This is a genomic window from Amycolatopsis minnesotensis (genome assembly GCF_039529815.1).
GTDB classification, from domain to species: Bacteria; Actinomycetota; Actinomycetes; order Mycobacteriales; family Pseudonocardiaceae; genus Amycolatopsis; species Amycolatopsis minnesotensis.
On record NZ_BAAANN010000003.1, the window covers coordinates 63443 to 81187 of the forward strand.

Consider the following 17745-nt stretch of genomic DNA (forward strand, 5'->3'; position numbering starts at 1 on the left):
GGATTGTGCTCGTCGCGCCGGGCGAGGTATCTTCGCCGGGAAAGAGCTGCTGTTGCTGGTGGTGGCGGGTTGGGTCGATGGATGGGAAAAGAGCTGTGGCGGTCACTGGGCGGGTTGTGCGGTTCGACGAGTTCCGCGGATATGGCTTTGTTTCCCCCGATACCGGGGGTGAGGACGTGTTCATGCACGTCAACGATCTCGAGTTCGACAAACGGTTCGTGACGCCCGGCGCGCTCGTGGAGTTCGTCGTCGAGGACGGGCAGCGGGGCCTGAAGGCGTCCCACGTCCAGATCCTGGGCGAACCGGGCGTCCCGGCTACCCCGAGGGCCTCGCATCCGGTTGCCGCGCCGACACCGGCCGCGGGCACGGAGGATCCCGCGGACGACGGGATGTGCGACGTCCTTTCCAGCGCGGAACTGTCCGGTGAGCTGACCGAGGCGCTGCTCGCCGCCGCGCCTTCGCTCACCGGGGAACAGATCCTGGCGGTGCGCCGCCGCTTCCGCGAGATCGCCGCGTCGCACGGCTGGGTGGAAGGCGACTGATTTCGCCGTACTACGGCTGAACTGCCGGTGCTCGCCGATCGGCGAGCACCGGCAGTTCACTTTCCCCCTGGCGGATGGTCTACTCCGGACCGTTCACTGCCCGGCGCGGGTCAGGACCGCGTTCCCGGAGCCGGTGCGCGCGCGTAACCGCAACGCGACGCCGTCCGACGGTGCCTCGGTTTCGACGTCGAGCTCGCTCGACACCTTGCCCGAGGTGGACGACAGGTCGATCTCGGCGTGCACACCGGTCCTGATCCCGATCCGGACCTCGCCGGAGCCGGTGATCAGTTCCAGCGAGCCGCCCGCCGCCTCGGCGACGGACAGGTCGCCGCTGCCGCTGCGCGCCATCACCTCGCCGGACACCTCGCCGAACCAGATGTCGCCGGTGCCGGTGGTCACCGTCGCCGAGCCGGACAGCGACGCGGCTTCCACGTCGCCACTGCCGGTGCGCACCTGAAGGCCCGATATCGCGGGGCCGAGCCGGATCGCGCCGGAGCCGGTGCGCACGTTCGCGGTGCCGTCGGTGCGGTCGAGCCGCACTTCACCGGACCCGGTGGAGATCCCGGCGCGCCCCGCGGTGCCGGTCACGGTCACGTCGGCCGAACCGGCGCGGATCTCGAGCTGCGAGCCCGACGGCGCGTGCACGGTGACCGCGAGCGGGATGTTGCGCAGCGGCAGGGTCTTCGGCGCGCGCACGGTGATCCGGTTGCCGGTCTTCTCGATCTTGGTGGCGTTGACCGCCTCCGCCGGGCTGCCGCGGAAGTCGGAGCCGAACTGGCCGCCGAACCGCTCGCTGACCCAGTTGAGCACGTTCGTGACGTTCTCGGCCCACACCTCCTGTGCGCCGGGGTCGTGGCGCACCTCCACCCAGGCTTCGGTGGTTTCGGTGAGTTCGACCTCGACCTTGCCCAGCAGCACGGTCAGGTCGAGTTCGAGCGTGCCGTCGACGGTGAAGGTGTCGCTGCGGACGGGGGTTTCGACGCTCTCGCTCATGATCAGCCCTCCACCCAGCCGTGCAGATGGGAGTCGGACCGCTTGTCGCGCGGCGGCCCGCCCTGCCCGTGCTCGCCACCGCCGGTGCCGCCGTGGCGGGTCGCGCCGTGGAGCGCGCCCTGCACGGCCTGCGAGATGAACGTGTTGAGCGAGACGCCCTGCGCCGCGGCCGCCTGTTCGGCCTGGCCCTTGATCTGCTCGACCATGCGCAGTGTCATCCGGCTGATGTCGCCGCCGTCGATCGGCATCGACCGCGGCGGTTCGGGGCGTTCGGGTTCGTCCTGCCCGCCGCCGGGACCGCCGGTGCCGCTGTCGTGCGAACCCGTGCCGGTGACCACCACCCGCACGTCCCGCCCGTCGAGCCGCACCTCGACGACGTGGCCGGGCAGGCTCGCGGTGACCTCGGCGGCGAGATCGGCGAGCGCGTTCATGAGGGTCAGCCTCGCGGCCGGTTCGAGTGCGGCGGAGAGCACCGCGGCGGCGCGGCGGGTCTGGTCGTCGCCCGCGGATGCCGTCGTCGTGAGGTCTTCACGGAGAGTGGTGAGATACGGCGTCAGATCCATGACACCACCATGACACCATTCGTGGTGTCGGTCAAGGAGATAATGGTGTCGCCCGCGGTGCGCCTGTCGCGTGCGGGGGCGGCTTCGCCGCCGGTTACGCTGCCTGGTGTCGAAGCAGGGCACGGGGAGAATGGAGTGCGGACGTGGCCGAAACGGTGTCGCCGAAGGTCCAGTTGATCGCGAAGACGGAGTTCTTCCCACCAGAGGACGTGCCGTGGTCCACGGACGCCGACGGGGGTGAGGCGCTCGCCGAGTTCGCGGGCAGGGCGTGCTACCAGTCGTGGAAGAAGCCCAATCCGAGGACCGCGACGAACGCCGGGTACATCGACCACATCATCGAGGTCGGGCACCTTTCCGTGCTGGAACACGGGTCCGCCACGTTCTACATCACCGGGATCTCCCGGTCGCTGACCCACGAGCTGATCCGGCACCGGCACTTCTCCTACTCGCAGCTTTCGCAGCGGTACGTGCCCGAGCGCAACGCGGCCTTCGTCGAGCCGGAGGTCATCGCGAACGACCCCGAGCTGCACGAGAAGTTCCTCGCCGCGGCGCAGGCGAGCGTCGACGCCTACACCGACCTGCTCGCCGGGCTCGAAGACAAGTTCGCCGACGCGCCGAGCGCCACCCTGCGCCGCAAGCAGGCCCGTCAGGCCGCGCGCGCGGTGCTCCCGAACGCGACCGAGACCCGCATCGTCGTCACGGGCAACTACCGTGCGTGGCGGCACTTCGTCGCCATGCGCGCCACCGAGCACGCCGACGTGGAGATCCGCGCGCTCGCCGTGGAGTGCCTGCGCCAGCTCCAGAAGGTGGCGGGCAACGTGTTCGCCGACTTCACCATCTCGACGCTGCCCGACGGCACCGAGGTCGCGTCGAGCCCGAAGGTGCTCGAAGGCTGATGCGGCGCCTCGGCATCGACGTCCAGCCGGGGGAGTACGCGGTCGCGCGGCTGGCACCGGACGCGCCGTTCCCCGCCGACCTGCTCTCCGGCTCCGGCGCCTCGCTCGTCTCGCTGACCAGGACGCCCACCGAGTTGTCCGTGGTCTGCCCCGCGGACCTGGCGCCGGAGACCGCCGACGCGGAAGCGGGCTGGCGCCTGCTCACCGTGCGCGGGCCGCTCGAGTTCACCTTGACCGGCATCATCGCCGCGTTGTCGAGCGAACTCGCCGCGGCCGGTGTCGCGTTGTTCTCACTGTCCACTTTCGACACCGACCACATACTGGTGAAGGCGGACGACCTCGACCGCGCGGTCGCCGCACTCCGGGAGTCCGGCCACGAGGTGGACGCCCCGTAGCGGAAGCCCCTGCCCTGGCTCGTAAATAAGCAGATTCGCCGGGCGCGGCAAGATCACCCCGCCAGCGGAGGCGCGCCCACCTTTCACCCCTGGCGGAACGTCCCCGCCCGGGGACACAGAGGACTGAAGGTGGCCTTGGGGGAATCTGACGCCGCGAAGGCGTCCTTCAGGGCATCGGCAGCACCGTGTCGCGCGGTCGCGCGTCGCGAGGGGCGAGATCGCGGCCTCAGAGTCCCCGAAGGCGTCCTTCAGGGAATGAGCGTGACCGTGCCGTGTGCCGCCAAGGCGTCCTTCGGGGAATGCGCCGGACTTTCCGGCTCACACTTCTTCCCCTTCCCGGACTCATGCCCCGAAGGGGGGCCTTCGGGGAACCCAACGCCGCGAAGGCTGCCTTCGGGGCGTTGGCAGCACCATGTCGCGCGTCGCGAGGGGCGAGATCGCGGCGTCAGATTCCCTGAAGGCGTCCTTCAGGGACCAAGCCCCGGACTGCTCCGCGTTTCCGCCACCCATCTCACCGGAATCGACGCGCGCGCATCATCACTGCGCGCATCATCACTGCGGGCATCATCACTGTGGCCTTCGGGGAATCCGGCGCCACCAATCGCCCCGTCGCGGGCTTCGGTTTCGCCGCGGGCAATGCCCTGAAGGACGCCTTCGGGGACGTGAACGCCACGAATGTTCCCCTCGCGAGCGCCGCGGCAGTGCCGCCGCCGAGCCCCGTCCTCGGCCTCTATCGGAGCGGCGGGGAGGCGGCTGCGGAGTCAGGCACGCGTCGGCGCACCGGCCTGCGGCCGGTGGTGTACAGCACCTTGCAACGCAAAGTTCGGCGAGCCTAAACTTGAAGTTGGCACAACCGACAAACGCGAGGTGACTGATGGCGCTGACGGACGCGGCACGGCCGGGGCTGGCCAAGGTCCGCGCCGGGTCGATGCTGCTCGGGCCCGCGTTCGTCGCGGCGATCGCCTACGTCGACCCCGGCAACGTGGCGTCGAACGTCAGTGCCGGCGCCCAGTTCGGCTACCTGCTGGTCTGGGTGATCGTGGCGGCCAACCTGATGGCCGCGCTCGTCCAGTTCCTGTCCGCGAAACTCGGCCTGGTGACCGGGATGTCGCTGCCGGAGGCGGTCCGCGAGCGGCTGCCGCGGCCGGCGCGGCTCGCCTACTGGGCGCAGGCGGAACTGGTCGCCGTCGCCACCGATCTCGCCGAGGTGGTCGGCGGCGCGATCGCGCTGAACCTGCTGTTCGACCTGCCGCTGCTGGTGGGCGGGCTGGTCACCGGCGCGGTTTCGATGGCGCTGCTGCTGGTGCAGGACCGCCGCGGCCAGCGCCCGTTCGAACGGGTCGTCACCGGGCTGCTCGGGGTCATCGCGGTCGGGTTCCTCGCGAGCCTCTTCGTCGAGCCACCGTCGGTGTCCTCGGCGCTCGGCGGCCTCGTGCCGCGCTTCGACGGCGCCGAGAGCGTGCTGATCGCCGCCGCCATGCTCGGCGCCACCGTGATGCCGCACGCGGTGTACCTCCACTCCGGACTCGTGCGCGACCGGCACGGGAAACCCGAAGCGGCGCAACGGAAACGCCTGTTGAAGGTGACCAGGTTCGACGTCGGGCTGGCGATGCTGCTGGCGGGCGCGGTCAACCTCGCGATGCTCCTGCTCGCCGCGAACACCCTGCGCGGGCGCGACGGCGTCGACTCGATCGAAGGCGCGCACGACGCGGTCGGGCAGGTGCTCGGCCCCGGGGTGGCGCTGCTGTTCGCGATCGGGCTGCTCGCCTCCGGGCTCGCGTCCACTTCGGTCGGTGCCTACGCGGGCGCGATGATCATGCAGGGCCTGCTGCGCAAGCGGATCCCGTTGCTGCTGCGGCGGGTCGTGACGCTCGCGCCCGCGGTCGTGGTGCTCGCGCTCGGCGCCGACCCGAGCCGCGCGCTGGTGGTGTCGCAGGTGGTGCTGTCGTTCGGGATCCCGTTCGCGCTCATCCCGCTGATCCGGCTCACCGGCGACCGCCGTCTCATGGGGACGGAGGCGAACGGGCGCGTCGTCACCGTGCTCGCGTGGTGCGTCGCCGCGGTCATCATCGCGCTCAACCTCGCGCTGATCTACCTCACCTTCGTGCACTGACCGCGCTGATAGCGGGGAACCGCCCGCCACCGCGGTGCCGTCGGACTACCATCCTGGCGGAACCGAGGAGGACGAGCGCGTGACCGACGAACAGACCACGACCCGTGCCGCCACCGGCAGGCGGGTGCTGGCGGGGCGGTACGAACTCCTCGACGAGCTCGGCCGCGGCGGGATGGGCGTGGTGTGGCGCGCCGAGGACAGGGTGATCGGCAGGCAGGTCGCGATCAAGGAGCTGCGGATCCCTGACGGCGCAGGGGATCCGGGGGTGTTCGCCGAGCGCGTGCTGCGCGAGGTGCGCACCGGCGGCAGGCTCAACGATCCCGCCGTCGTCACCGTCTACGACGTGGTGACCGACGGCGGCAGCACGCATATCGTGATGGAGCTGGTGCCCGCGCCGACGCTGTCGGACCTCGTCCGCGCGCAGGGCCCGCTGCCCGCCGCGCAGGCCGCCGCGATCGGGCAGCAGGTGCTTTCGGCGCTGCGCGCCGCGCACGAGGCGGGCATCGTGCACCGCGATGTGAAGCCGGGCAACATCATGGTGGCGCCGAACGGGCGGGTGAAGCTCACCGACTTCGGCATCGCGCAGGCCGTCGACGATCCGAGGATCACCACCAGCGGCATGATCGTGGGCAGCCCCGCGTTCATGGCGCCGGAGCGGGTCGACGGCCGCGAGGCGCTGGCCGCGTCGGATCTGTGGTCGCTCGGGGCCACCCTGTTCTTCGCGGTGGAGGGCACCGTCGCCTTCGACCGGCCGACCACCGCCGCGACGCTGCACGCGATCATGACCGAGGTGCCGTACCTGACCAGGGCGCAGGGCCCGCTCGCGTCGGCGATCATGGGCATGCTGATCGCGAACCCCGAGGCGAGGATCAGCCCCGACCAGGCGGACGGCCTGCTCGCGATGGCGGCGCGAGACGGCCATGGCGCGCCGCAGGGCCACAACGGGCAGTCGACCGTCCACTATGGACCTCCCGCGACGCGGTCGATGCTCGCGCCGGAAGCGGGGGCGGGCGCGAAGAAGCGCGGTGCGCTCAGGATCGGCGCCGCGGTGGCCGGTGTCGTGCTGCTCGCGGGCGGGCTGGCGCTGGGCAAGTGGTGGGGGACCCCGGCCGACACCGCCGACCCGGCGATGAAGCCGACGCTCACCTACGGCGACGGCGGCAGCGTCCAGTTCGACTACTCGACGAGCTACCGCTGCTACAACCGGCCGCTCGAAGGCGGCGGCTCGGTCGGCTCGGACAACCAGGTCGACTGCAAGAAGTCGCACGACTTCGAAGTGCTGACCGTCGCGACGGTCCTGGGGTCCGCCACCAGTTCCGACACGGAAGCGGCCGTCGCGGGCTACCCGGACGAGGCCAGGCTGCGGGCGTACGCGGAGGAGCGCTGCGCACTGAGCTTCTACTCCGACGCCGTGCGGCCGGAAAACCGCCAGTGGCTGTCCTACCAGGCGCTCGTGCCCACCTCCGGAGCCTGGAACACCCCGGCGACCTCGAGCAGCTCGCGGGTTCGCGACGTCTACTGCGTCGTGACGAAGCGCACGGGCGGCCAGCTCGAGGGGGCGATGACGGAGAAGGTGAAGTAGCGCTGGAGAAGTTCCGGCGGCCGTGACGGTGCGCCGTGGATTCTCCGGTGCGCGGGCGGAGGCTTCAGTCGATCATGGGATTTCGGCGAGGTCGTCGCGAAATCGGTCACCACCACGAGGTACCGTCAGTGCCATGTCCGCTCAGTCCGCGCAGTCCGCGCCCCCCTCCGCCGCGCCGGGAAGACCGTTCGGGCGCGTGCTCACCGCGATGATCACGCCGTTCGCCGCCGACGGGGCGCTCGACCTGAAGCGGGCGCAGGAGGTCGCGGAGCACCTGGTGGACCTCGGCAACGACGGGCTGGTGGTGAACGGCACCACCGGCGAGTGCCCCACGACCACCGACGCCGAGAAGGTCGCCGTCATCGAGGCCGTGGTCGAAGCGGTCGGGGACAGGGCGACCGTGATCGCGGGCGCGGGGGACTACAACACCGCGCACAGCGTCGAAGCCGTCCAGCAGGCCGAGAAGGCGGGCGCGCACGGCGTGCTCGTGGTGACGCCGTACTACTCGCGGCCGAGCCAGGCCGGGCTGCACGCGCACTTCACCACCGTGGCCGACGCCACCGGCCTGCCGGTGATGCTCTACGACATCCCGCCGCGCTCGATCGTGCCGATCGAGGTCGACACCCTGCGCAGGCTCGCCGAGCACCCGCGCATCCTGGCCGTGAAGGACGCCAAGGGCGACCTGCTCGCGGGCAGCGAGGTCATCGCGAACACCCACCTCGCCTACTACTCCGGCGACGACGGCCTCAACCTGCCGTGGCTCTCGGTCGGCGCGGCCGGGGTGGTCAGCGTGATCGGCCACGTCGTCGCGGGCCGGATCCGCGCGATGATCGAGGCATACGAAGACGGGGACACCTCCACCGCGCGCACCAACCACCGCGGCATGCTGCCGGTGTTCCGCGCGTTCTCCCGCGTCGGCGGGGTCGTGTTCAGCAAGACGGCGCTGCGCCTGCGCGGGCACGACGCGGGCGACCCGCGGCTGCCGCTGGTGCCCGCCACCGAAGACCAGATCCGCGCCATCGCGGCGGACCTGACCCAGGCCGGGGTCCCGCTGTCGGATTCGACCGCGGACTGGCACGGCACCAGGGTCGCCCAGACCGATTCGGCCGCGGCATACGTCGCGCCCACCACCCATACCAGCGTTGGGACCATGCCTCGGTGAGCTCGCTAGCAACCGGACCAGGACCGACCGCCGCACCGCCCGCACTCCCCGAAGGGGGCCTTCGCGTCGTCGCGCTGGGCGGGATCGGTGAGGTCGGCCGCAACATGACCGTTTTCGAGTTCGACGGGCGGCTGCTCATCGTCGACTGCGGGGTGCTCTTCCCCGAGGACGACCAGCCGGGCGTCGACCTGATCCTGCCCGACTTCCGGGCGATCGAGAACCGGCTCGACGAGATCGACGGGATCGTGCTGACCCACGGGCACGAGGACCACATCGGCGCCGTGCCGTTCCTCCTGCGCCTGCGCCCCGACCTGCCGATCTACGGCTCGCGGTTCACCCTCGCGCTGCTCGCCGCGAAGTGCAAGGAGCACAAGCAGCGGCCGCAGCTGGTCGAGGTCCGCGAAGGCGGGCGCCGCACGGTCGGCCCGTTCGAGTGCGAGTTCTTCGCGGTCAACCACTCCATCCCGGACGCGCTCGCGGTCGCGATCCGCACCCCGGCCGGCGTGGTGCTGCACACCGGGGACATCAAGCTGGACCAGCTCCCGCTCGACGGCAGGCTGACCGACCTCGCCGGGTTCTCCCGGCTCGGTGACGAAGGCGTGGACCTGTTCTGCGTGGACTCGACGAACGCCGAGGTGCCCGGGTTCGTGATGCCCGAGCGCGATATCGGCCCGGTGCTCGACGACGTGATCCGCCGGGTGGACCGCCGGGTGATCGTCGCCTGCTTCGCCAGCCACGTGCACCGCGTGCAGCAGGTGCTCGACGTCGCGCAGGAGCACGGGCGCCGCGTCGCCTTCGTCGGCAGGTCGATGGTCCGCAACATGGGCATCGCCGCCGAACTGGGCCTGCTGAACGTGCCGGCGGGTCTGCTCGTCGACCTCGACCAGGCCGCCGATCTGCCGGAGAGCAAGGTGCTCTTCGTGTCGACGGGTTCGCAGGGCGAGCCGCTGTCCGCGCTTTCGCGGATGGCGCGCGGCGAGCACCGCCAGATCTCGATCAAGGCAGGCGACACGGTCGTGCTGGCCAGCTCGATGATCCCCGGCAACGAGACCGCGGTGTTCGGCGTGGTCAACGGCCTGACCCGGCTCGGCGCGAACGTGGTGCACCAGGGCAACGCGAAGGTGCACGTCTCCGGGCACGCCTCGGCGGGGGAGCTGCTCTACCTCTACAACGCGGTGCGCCCGAGCAACGTGATGCCGGTGCACGGCGAGTGGAAGCACCTGCGGGCCAACGGCGAGCTGGCCATCCGCACCGGCGTGGCACCGGACAACGTGGTGATCGCCGAGGACGGCGTCGTGGTCGACCTGGTCGACGGGCAGGCGCGCCGCACCGGCCGGGTCGAGGTGGGGCACGTCTACGTCGACGGCCTCTCCGTCGGCGACGTCGGCGAGTCGACCCTGTCCGACCGGCTCGTGCTGGGCGAGGGTGGGTTCATCGCGATCACCGTGGCCGTCGACTCCAGCACCGGGCGCGCCGTCGGCCCGCCGACGGTGTCCGGCCGCGGCTTCTCCGACGACCCGAAGGCGCTCGACGCCGTGGTCCCGCTGGTGGAGATGGAACTGTCGCGCACCGAGTCCGAGGGCATCACCGACACGCACCGCATCGCACAGGCGGTGCGCCGGGTCGTCGGCCGCTGGGTCGCCGACACCTACCGGCGGCGTCCGATGATCGTGCCCACCGTCCTGCCGGTGTAGAGACCTCGTGCGGACCGGCCCCGGAGCACCTGCTCCGGGGCCGGTTTCGTCAGCGCTTCGCCTGTGCGACGAGCAGCGCGAACGCGACCATGGCGGCCTGCGTCAGCAGTGCCCGCCGCGCCTTCCGCTGTTCCGCTCGGCTCGGATGGTTCATCGGCTTTCCCCTTCCCCCTGGTCAGCGCGCTTGTCCTGCGGCCAGTGTGGCCGGTTCCCGTGGTGCCGTCGTCGTACCGCGGTGGGGTTTCACTCCCCCGTGCGGGGGAAGTCGGCTCCGGCTCCCCGGCGTTACGGACTTCCGTGGCGCTGGTGAATTTCTGCCCCGATCCCAACACAAAGAGTAATTGGCGCTAGGCCGAACGCAGTAGGAACCGGCCGAAATCCCGATTAGCCTTGGCCCCGACAAGTGACGTCCCAGCAGGGGAAGTCGCGCCGATCGGCAGGAGGGCCGACGCCGATGGGGCGGCATTCAGCCAGCACACGGCCACGCGGGAAGCGAAGACGGACAGTAATCGTCAGCGTGGTCGTGGTACTGGCGCTGGCCGCCGTCGCGACCGTCGTCGTCCTGCGGAGCGGGTTCGGCTCGCCCTCGTGCGCGTCGCCGACCGTGGTGCACGTGGCCGCGGCACCCGCGGTAGCGCCGGTCGTCTCGCGGGTTGCCGCCGCGCTGCCCGGCCAGGACTGCACCCGGTTCGAGGTGCGGGAGCGGGAGTCCGCCGCGGTGGCCGAGTCGCTCGCCGTCTCGGACGGTGCCGCGCGCCCGCAGGTGTGGATCCCCGAATCCGGCCTGCGCCTGCAGTGGGCGGGCGCGGGCGGGATCACCGACGTGCCGAACTCGGGCACGTCCGTGGCGAGCTCACCGGTGGTGCTCGCGCTGGCCCAGGACGCGGCGGGCGACCTCGGCTGGCCCGGCAGGGCGCCGACCTGGTCGGCCGCGCTGGCCAAGGCGGACCTGACCCTCGGGATGCCCGATCCCGCGCGGGACCCGGTCGGGGTGGCCGGCCTGCTCGGCGTGCGCGCCGTGACCGGGGGCGCCGCCGACAGCGCCGCGTTCACCTCCGCGCTCCGGCGCGTCTCACCGAACACGACGGCCAGCTCGGCGGACCTGTTCTCCCGCCTTCCCGGCAGCACGGCGCCGCAGAAACCGGTGAGCGCGTTCCCGTCCTCGGAAAACGCGGTGCTGCGCCGGAACAGCAAACAGGGTGAGCGGCCGCTCGTGGCGGTCTACCCCGAAGCACCGGTGCCCGCGCTCGACTTCCCGTACACCGTGCTGACGAGCTCGAACCAGGCGCAGGGCGCGGCGGCGGCCGATCTGCTGCACGCGCTGCTCGCCCCGGCCGGCGCGTCGGCGCTCTCCGATGCCGGGTTCCGCGCGCCGGACGGGCACTTCCTGCGCGACCGCTCGGCGGACACGCGGATCTCGGCCGCCGACCGCGCCCCGGTCGCGATGCCGCCTTCGTCCACTGTGGACGACCTGCTGAACGTGTGGGCCGGGGTGAACCTCAGCTCGCGGGTGCGCGTGCTGATCGACGTGTCCGGCTCGATGAACGCCGTCATCCCCGGCACCGGCCGGACCAGGATGGACGTCACGCTGGAGGCGGCGGAGAAGGGGATGCGGCTGTTCAAACCGACGTCGAAGATCGGGATCTGGACGTTCTCCACCGAGCTCGACGGGGACAAGGACTACCGCGAGATCATCCCGATGGCACCGGTTTCCGAGCAGCTCGCCGGGAGCGCACTGGCGAAGCTGCGCGCGGTGAAGGCCACCGCGCAGGGCAGGACCGGGCTGTACGACAGCACGCTCGCCGCCTACCGGCAGGCTCGCGCGGAATGGGAGCCGGGCAGGCTCAACGTGGTGGCGGTGATGACCGACGGCCGCAACGAGGACCCGCACGGCATCAGCAGGGCGGAACTGCTGGCACAGCTGGGAAAGCTGGCGGACCCGCGGCGCCCGGTGCAGATCATCGGGATCGGGGTCGGGCCGGACGTCGACGCGGCCGAACTGGACGCGATCACCACGCCGACCGGCGGGAAAGCCTTCACCACCAAGGATCCGGCGAAGATCAGCGACGTCTTCTACGGCGCGCTCGGCAAGCTTTCCTGTCAGCCGCCCGGCTGCGGCTGAGCCGTGCGGTAGGTGGCCATCGAGCGGGCCGGCAGGGACACGGTGGTGTGCCTGCCGCCGAGCGAGAGGTCGAACGTGCGCGCGTCACCGGTGTTGAGCACCACCACCGAGATCCGGCCGTCCGGGTTGCGGAACGCGGTGGATTCGAGGCCGTCCCCGCCCTCGGTCGTGGAGTCGATCCGCACCGCGCCCGGCACGGTGAACTTGGCGGCGTGGCCGAGCACGTAGTACGCGGCGTTGAACCGGACGCCCGAGGGGACCTTCGGGTCGACGGTGAGCAGCCCGGTGCAGTTGCGGCACCAGCCGCGCGCGGGCCCGTTCGCGGCGTCCAGCGCGACGTTCCAGGCCAGCACGGAGGACGCGCCGGTGCGCGTGCCCTCGATCAGGAGGTGCTCGGCCTGCCAGAGCAGGGTGTCGGAGAAACCCTTGTCGTCGGCCGAGTTCTGGGTGCTGCTGCACTCGGTGAGGTGCACCCCGATCCCGGGGTAGCGGTCCAGCACCTCCTGCTGCGCGGCGGGATCGCCCTGGTAGCAGTGGAACGCGACCCCGTCGACGAACCCGCGTGCCTTGGCGTTGTCCAGTACGGACACCGGGTAGTCCACATCGGACCAGTTGTGGTCGTAGGCGAGGATGCGGGTGCCCAGCCCCGCCGCCCGCAGCGCCGGCCCGAGGTCGTTGCCGATGAACGCGGCCTGCGCGCTCGCGGCCATCTGCGCGCTCGGGTATTCGGGCGAGGCCATGGTCGGCTCGTTCTGCGGTGTCACGGCGTCCACGCGGACCCCGGCGTCGGCGTAGGCGCGCACGAACCGGACGAAGTACTGGGCGTAGGTGTGGAAGGCGGCCGCGGTGAGCTTTCCGCCGGTGAGGCTGCCGCTGTCCTTCATCCAGGCCGGCGGCGACCACGGCGTCGCCATGACGCTCAGCGCCGGGTTGAGCGCGGCCGCCTGGCGCAGCAGCGGGAGGATGTTCTTGCGGTCGCGGTCGACGCTGAACTTCTTCAGCTGCCAGTCGGACGCGCCGGGTGCCACGTCGTCGTAGGTCGAGAAGGTGGCCGAGAAGTCCGAGGCCCCCATCGGCTGGCGCAGCTTGGTGAGCCCGATTCCGCGAGCGGGGTCGAACAGGGCGGTCATCAGCTCGGCTCGGCGCGGCGAGGCGGCGACGAGATCGGCCGAGGAGTCCGTGAACGACGCGCCGAAGCCCTGCATGGTCTGGCGGGCCGCGTCCGGGTGCACGGTGACCGTGGCGGACCCGGCGCCCGAGTCCGGTCCGTCCACCCAGCTCGTCGACGGTCCCGGGGACAGGCGCTGGCTCCCGTCCGCGGTCGTGATCGAGGACGCGACCGCCCCGGACGGTGGTGCGGCGCCACCCGACGGGGGTGCGACGTCGTCGGCCGTGCACGCGGTGGCGAAGACGCACACGGACAGGATGAGGAAGGCGAGCCTGACGTCCACCACCCGCCCGACCTTACGTGGCGTGGCGGGACCGTCGCACCATGAGATAGATCGCGAGGATCGCGACGAGACTGATCACGCTCAGTAGCAACTGTGAGCGCGCGTCCTCGACGAACACCATGGAGACCACCACGAACAGGATCCCGGCGAGCGTCACCCAGCTGAGCCACGGGTAGCCCCACATGCGCAGTTTCAGCAGCTCCGGTGACTCGGCTTCGAGCTTCTTGCGCATCCGGAGCTGGGAGCCCGCGACGATCGCGTAGACGAACAACGCGACCGCGCCCGCCGAGTTGATGATGAAGTAGAACACCTGATCAGGTGAAACGTAGTTCATCGCCACCGCTACGTAACCGACCACGGTGGACAGCAGGATCGCCTTCCACGGCACGCCGCGCGCGTTGGTGTCGGCGATCCACCTCGGCGCCCAGCCGTGCCGCCGCAGCGCGAACAGCATGCGCGAAGCGGTGTAGAGCCCCGAATTCAGCACGGACAGCGCGGCCGTCAGCACCACGGCGCTCACGATCGTCTCGGCGGCGGGGATGCCGAACTTGCCGAAGGCGGCGGCGAACGGGCTGGTCTCGGACGGCACGTCGCGCCACGGGATGATCATCACGATCAGCGTGACGGACCCGACGTAGAACAGGATCACCCGCCACACCGTGGTCGAGGTGGCCTTCTGCACCGCCTTCGCCGGTTCGGCCGATTCGGCGGCGGCGATCGTCACGATCTCGGCGCCGAAGTACGAGAAGATCACGATCACCACGCCGTGCACGACCGAGAACCCGCCGCCGGCGAAGAACCCGTCGAGCCCGATGTTGCCGACCGAGAACGGCGCGCCCGGCCAGAGCCCGAGCACGAACAGCACGCCGATCGCCAGGAAGATCACGATCGTGGCGACCTTGACCGAGGCCAGCCAGAACTCGGTCTCGCCGAAGGAACGCGCCGAGGCCAGGTTGGTCAGCGTCAGCAGGAGCATCAGGCACAGCGCGAACACCCACTGCGGCACCACGGTGATCCAGCCGGCCAGGATCTTCGCGCCCGCGACCGCCTCGAACGCGACGACGCCGACCCAGAAGTACCAGTACAGCCAGCCGATGGTGAACCCCGCCCAGCCGCCGAGCGACTCCGTGGCGTACTCCATGAACGAGCCGAGCCGCGGCTTGGCCGCCGCCATCTCGCCGAGCATGCGCATCACGAGCACGACCAGGAGGCCGCCCAGCGCATAGGAAAGCACCGCCGCGGGGCCGACGGTGTGGATCACCGCGCCGCTGCCGATGAACAGGCTGGCGCCGATGATCCCGCCGAGCGCGATCATGCGCACGTGGCGCTGCCGCAGTGCCGGGCGGAGCCCTTCGGCGTCTTCGACGGTCGACGGTGTCCGCGAAGCCATCCGTCCTCCTTGGCGCGCCGTTGATCAAGATCGCGGGATTCTCGCACCGCGCTGGGGATTTGACCAGTGGCGCGCCAAGGGGACTTCAGTGCCCGGCGTGGTGGGCGTGCAGCACCGCGTGGCCCTTGCCCCGGCCGATCAGCCAGCGGTTCACCGGCACCGTCACCACGAACGCGATCGCGAGCGAGACGGCCATGCCGATCCAGAACATCGCGTTCGCCAGCCCCGCGTTCATCGCGCCGGGCAGTACCACCATCACGCCGTTGTCGACGATCTCCATGGTGGTGATGGACAGCGTGTCGGCGGCCAGCGCGATGCCGATCGCGCCGCGCAGCGACAGCCCGGACCCGAGCACCGAGCGGACCGAAAGCGAGTAGCCGAACACGAACGCGAGCGCGAGCGAGAGCACCACCGTCGGCAGGTTCGACCAGCCGAACGCGGTGCCGATCACCAGCCCGAGCACCTCGCCGATGGCGCAGCCGGTGAGGCAGTGCAGCGTCGCGGAGATCGCCTGACGGGTGAGCGCGCGGTCCATGGTCGCCTCCTGTCTATACCCCCAGGGAGTATTTAGTCCCGCTGGCCGCAACCACGGGGTTCCCCGCTTTGTTCCGCGCACCCCGGATGCCTTCCGAAAAATCCCTTCTGCGAACCTGGTCCCGGTTGTCCAGCCGGGAGGAAAGAACCGTGGTTCTTCGTCGCGTCGCGCTCGTCGTACTGCTGGCCCTGGCAGCGGGCTGCACCGCGGAGCCGCCGCCGGAAGCACCCGCCGCGCCGTCCTTCAACGGCGCCGACATCACTTTCGCGACCGCGCTCATCCCGCACCACCAGCAAGCCGTCGACCTGGCGGCGCTCGCCGTCGAGAAGGCGGCCGAAGGGCGCGTCAAAGCGCTCGCCCAGCGCATCGAGGACGTGCGCGAGCCGCAGATCGCCGAGCTTTCCGCGCTGCTCGAAGCGTGGGGGCAGCCCGCACCGGAGGATCCGGGCCTCGGCCACGGGAAGCCGGGCGTGCTCACGGACGCGAAGATCGACGCGCTCCGCGCCGCGACCGGGCCCGCGTTCGACCGCGGGTTCGCGCAGGCGATGGCCGAGCACGAACGCGACGCGGGACGGCTGGCCGGAGACCAGCTCGCGCACGGCGGCGACCCGCGCGCCAAGGATGTCGCGTCCCGGCTCGTCCAGGCGCAGCAGGCCGAACTCGCCGAACTCGGCGCGTTCAGCGGGTGACGGGGGAGTGCTCGCCGCGCGGCGGGTTCAGCTGGACGAGCACCGCGCCGGTCAGCAGCACCGCCGCGCCCGTCACCTGGATCCAGCCGAGCTGTTCGCCGAGCAGCACCCACGCGAGCACCGTCGCGACCACCGGCTCCATCAGCGCGAGCACGCTGGCGACCGAGGCGGGCAGGTGGCGCAGCGCGGTCGTGCCGAGCAGGTAGGCGAGCGCGGTGGACAGCAGCGCCACCGCCACCAGCAGCGCCCACACCGGCGGGTGCCACGGCCCGAAGTCCGTGGGGGCGGTCAGCACCGCGGCGGGCATCGTCCACGGCGGCGCGACGGCGCACACCGCGGCCCCGCCGATCCCCATGCCCCAGGTCACCAGCCCGATCGGGTCCCTGTCCTTCCCCGCGCGCTCGCTGAGCAGGAAGTAGGCCGTGGCGCACACCGCGGCGCCGAGCCCCGCGAGCAGGCCGAGCAGGTCGACGCCGTCGCCCTCCCACACCTGCGCCACCAGTACGAGCCCCGCCATCGCGAGCGCGATCCCGCACCACATCGGCACCGGCAGCAGCGTCCGGCGGGCGAAGCGGACCCACAGCGCGATCAGCACCGGTGAGGTGAACTCGAGCAGGATCGCGATGCCGACCGGGATCCGGTCCGCGGCGATGAAGTAGCACAGCTGCGCCCCGGCGACGCCGAGGAGCCCGTAGCCGAGCAGCAGTGGCCAGTCGCCCCGGCGCACGCGCAGCAGTCGCGGCCGGAAGAGCCCGACCAGCGCGAACAGGGCGACCGCGGCCAGCCCGATCCTCGCGGCGGCGACCTGCTCCGGCGACAGCCCGGCCTGCATCGCCGGTTTCCCGATCACCCCGGAGCTGCCGAAGAAGAACGACGCGACCAGGATCAAGGCCGTGCCGCGCTGCCGCGACCTGACCCGAGGTGGTGTTGCGACCGGGATGCTCACCTACGCGAGACTAGCTACCGTTTTCGCAGGTAGCGACCCCGTTCAGGAGCCAGTGACGCCCCGGGCGACATAACCGCTGATCAGAGCTAGCCGGTTACCCTGAAGTCGCAGTGCGCCGAGCGCCGTTTCGTCCGGCGACGCCGACGACCGCGAAACGAACGAACCGCCGTACGGGTTACCCGACTCGAGCAGGTGCGGGTCGGTGTAGCCGAGCGGCAGCACGATCGCGCCCCAGTGGTAGAAGACGTTGTTGATCGCCAGCACCGTCGATTCGAGCCCGCCGTGTGCCGTCGACGAGGTGGTGAACGAGGTCGCCACCTTGTTCACCAGCTTCCCCCGCGCCCAGAGCCCGCCTGTGGTGTCGAGATAGGCCTTGAGCTGGCTCGCCGGCCCGCCGAACCGCGTCGGGCTGCCCACCGCGAGCCCGTCCGCCCACTCGAGGTCGTCGAGCGTCGCCAGCTCGGCGTGCGGCCCCGCGTCGACCCAGGCCTGCCAGCGCGGGTTGCTCGCGACGGCTTCCGGCGGCGCGGTCTCGGCGACCGTCCTGACCCGGACCTCCGCGCCCGCGCCACGGGCGCCTTCCGCCAGTGCTCCGGCCAGCGCGGCCGTGTTCCCGGTGGCGCTGTAGTAGACGACGAGAATGCGAGTGCTCACCGTCCCGACCCTAGGCGA

The 17745-nt window shown here is 71.2% G+C and carries 16 protein-coding genes; 9 read left to right on the forward strand and 7 right to left on the reverse strand.

Going from position 1 to position 17745, the window contains the following annotated elements; genetic code table 11:
* Nucleotides 1–77 precede the first annotated feature (77 nt).
* Nucleotides 78–542, forward strand: coding sequence for a cold shock domain-containing protein (locus tag ABD256_RS04275; protein WP_344413627.1), 465 nt, complete (start codon nt 78–80; stop codon nt 540–542).
* 93 nt (nt 543–635) lie between these two features.
* On the opposite strand, the gene ABD256_RS04280 is transcribed toward ABD256_RS04275, so the two are convergent.
* On the reverse strand, nt 636–1535 hold the full coding sequence (locus tag ABD256_RS04280; protein WP_344413629.1) for a DUF4097 family beta strand repeat-containing protein: 900 nt from the start codon (nt 1533–1535) through the stop codon (nt 636–638).
* A 2-nt stretch (nt 1536–1537) separates the two neighbouring features.
* On the reverse strand, nt 1538–2098 hold the full coding sequence (locus ABD256_RS04285) for a toxin-antitoxin system HicB family antitoxin (protein ID WP_344413631.1): 561 nt from the start codon (nt 2096–2098) through the stop codon (nt 1538–1540).
* Between the two features lie 143 nt (nt 2099–2241).
* Here ABD256_RS04285 and thyX point away from each other — a divergent pair, with 143 nt between their 5' ends.
* The 7 genes from thyX (at nt 2242) to ABD256_RS04320 (ending at nt 12062) form a co-directional block, all read left to right on the forward strand.
* Complete coding sequence (thyX, locus tag ABD256_RS04290) at nt 2242–2994, forward strand: FAD-dependent thymidylate synthase (protein ID WP_344413633.1); 753 nt, start codon at nt 2242–2244, stop codon at nt 2992–2994.
* Entirely contained in the window at nt 2994–3389 is a 396-nt protein-coding gene (locus ABD256_RS04295; RefSeq protein ID WP_344413635.1) for an ACT domain-containing protein, read from the forward strand. Before thyX ends, ABD256_RS04295 begins: the two co-directional genes overlap by 1 nt.
* A gap of 874 nt (nt 3390–4263) precedes the next feature.
* The gene (locus ABD256_RS04300; protein WP_344413637.1) at nt 4264–5502 is read left to right on the forward strand and encodes an Nramp family divalent metal transporter; all 1239 of its coding nucleotides are present in this window, start codon (nt 4264–4266) and stop codon (nt 5500–5502) included.
* A gap of 79 nt (nt 5503–5581) precedes the next feature.
* On the forward strand, nt 5582–7084 hold the full coding sequence (locus ABD256_RS04305) for a serine/threonine-protein kinase (protein WP_344413639.1): 1503 nt from the start codon (nt 5582–5584) through the stop codon (nt 7082–7084).
* 133 nt (nt 7085–7217) lie between these two features.
* Nucleotides 7218–8246: a 4-hydroxy-tetrahydrodipicolinate synthase gene (gene dapA, locus ABD256_RS04310; RefSeq protein ID WP_344413641.1), complete on the forward strand. Its 1029-nt coding sequence runs from the start codon at nt 7218–7220 to the stop codon at nt 8244–8246.
* Nucleotides 8243–9940 carry a ribonuclease J gene (locus tag ABD256_RS04315; RefSeq protein ID WP_344413643.1) on the forward strand — a complete coding sequence of 566 codons (1698 nt, stop codon included), beginning with the start codon at nt 8243–8245 and terminating at the stop codon, nt 9938–9940. Before dapA ends, ABD256_RS04315 begins: the two co-directional genes overlap by 4 nt.
* A gap of 517 nt (nt 9941–10457) precedes the next feature.
* Complete coding sequence (locus ABD256_RS04320; RefSeq protein ID WP_344413645.1) at nt 10458–12062, forward strand: substrate-binding domain-containing protein; 1605 nt, start codon at nt 10458–10460, stop codon at nt 12060–12062.
* Here ABD256_RS04320 and ABD256_RS04325 read toward each other — a convergent pair.
* The 3 genes from ABD256_RS04325 to ABD256_RS04335 all read right to left on the reverse strand — a co-directional run bounded on the left by ABD256_RS04325 (nt 12041) and on the right by ABD256_RS04335 (nt 15438).
* Nucleotides 12041–13516, reverse strand: coding sequence for a glycoside hydrolase family 30 protein (locus ABD256_RS04325; RefSeq protein WP_344413647.1), 1476 nt, complete (start codon nt 13514–13516; stop codon nt 12041–12043). The two genes, ABD256_RS04320 and ABD256_RS04325, sit on opposite strands and share 22 nt — an antisense overlap.
* A 10-nt stretch (nt 13517–13526) precedes the next feature.
* On the reverse strand, nt 13527–14903 hold the full coding sequence (locus ABD256_RS04330; RefSeq protein ID WP_344413649.1) for an amino acid permease: 1377 nt from the start codon (nt 14901–14903) through the stop codon (nt 13527–13529).
* An 85-nt stretch (nt 14904–14988) separates the two neighbouring features.
* On the reverse strand, nt 14989–15438 hold the full coding sequence (locus ABD256_RS04335; RefSeq protein WP_344413651.1) for a DUF4396 domain-containing protein: 450 nt from the start codon (nt 15436–15438) through the stop codon (nt 14989–14991).
* 149 nt (nt 15439–15587) lie between these two features.
* On the opposite strand from ABD256_RS04335, the gene ABD256_RS04340 reads away from it, so the two are divergent.
* Complete coding sequence (locus ABD256_RS04340) at nt 15588–16127, forward strand: DUF305 domain-containing protein (protein ID WP_344413653.1); 540 nt, start codon at nt 15588–15590, stop codon at nt 16125–16127.
* On the opposite strand, the gene ABD256_RS04345 is transcribed toward ABD256_RS04340, so the two are convergent.
* Nucleotides 16117–17073, reverse strand: coding sequence for an EamA family transporter (locus ABD256_RS04345; protein WP_344413655.1), 957 nt, complete (start codon nt 17071–17073; stop codon nt 16117–16119). The genes ABD256_RS04340 and ABD256_RS04345 overlap by 11 nt on opposite strands.
* A gap of 42 nt (nt 17074–17115) precedes the next feature.
* On the reverse strand, nt 17116–17727 hold the full coding sequence (wrbA, locus tag ABD256_RS04350; protein WP_344413657.1) for an NAD(P)H:quinone oxidoreductase: 612 nt from the start codon (nt 17725–17727) through the stop codon (nt 17116–17118).
* Between the last annotated feature and the right edge of the window lie 18 nt (nt 17728–17745).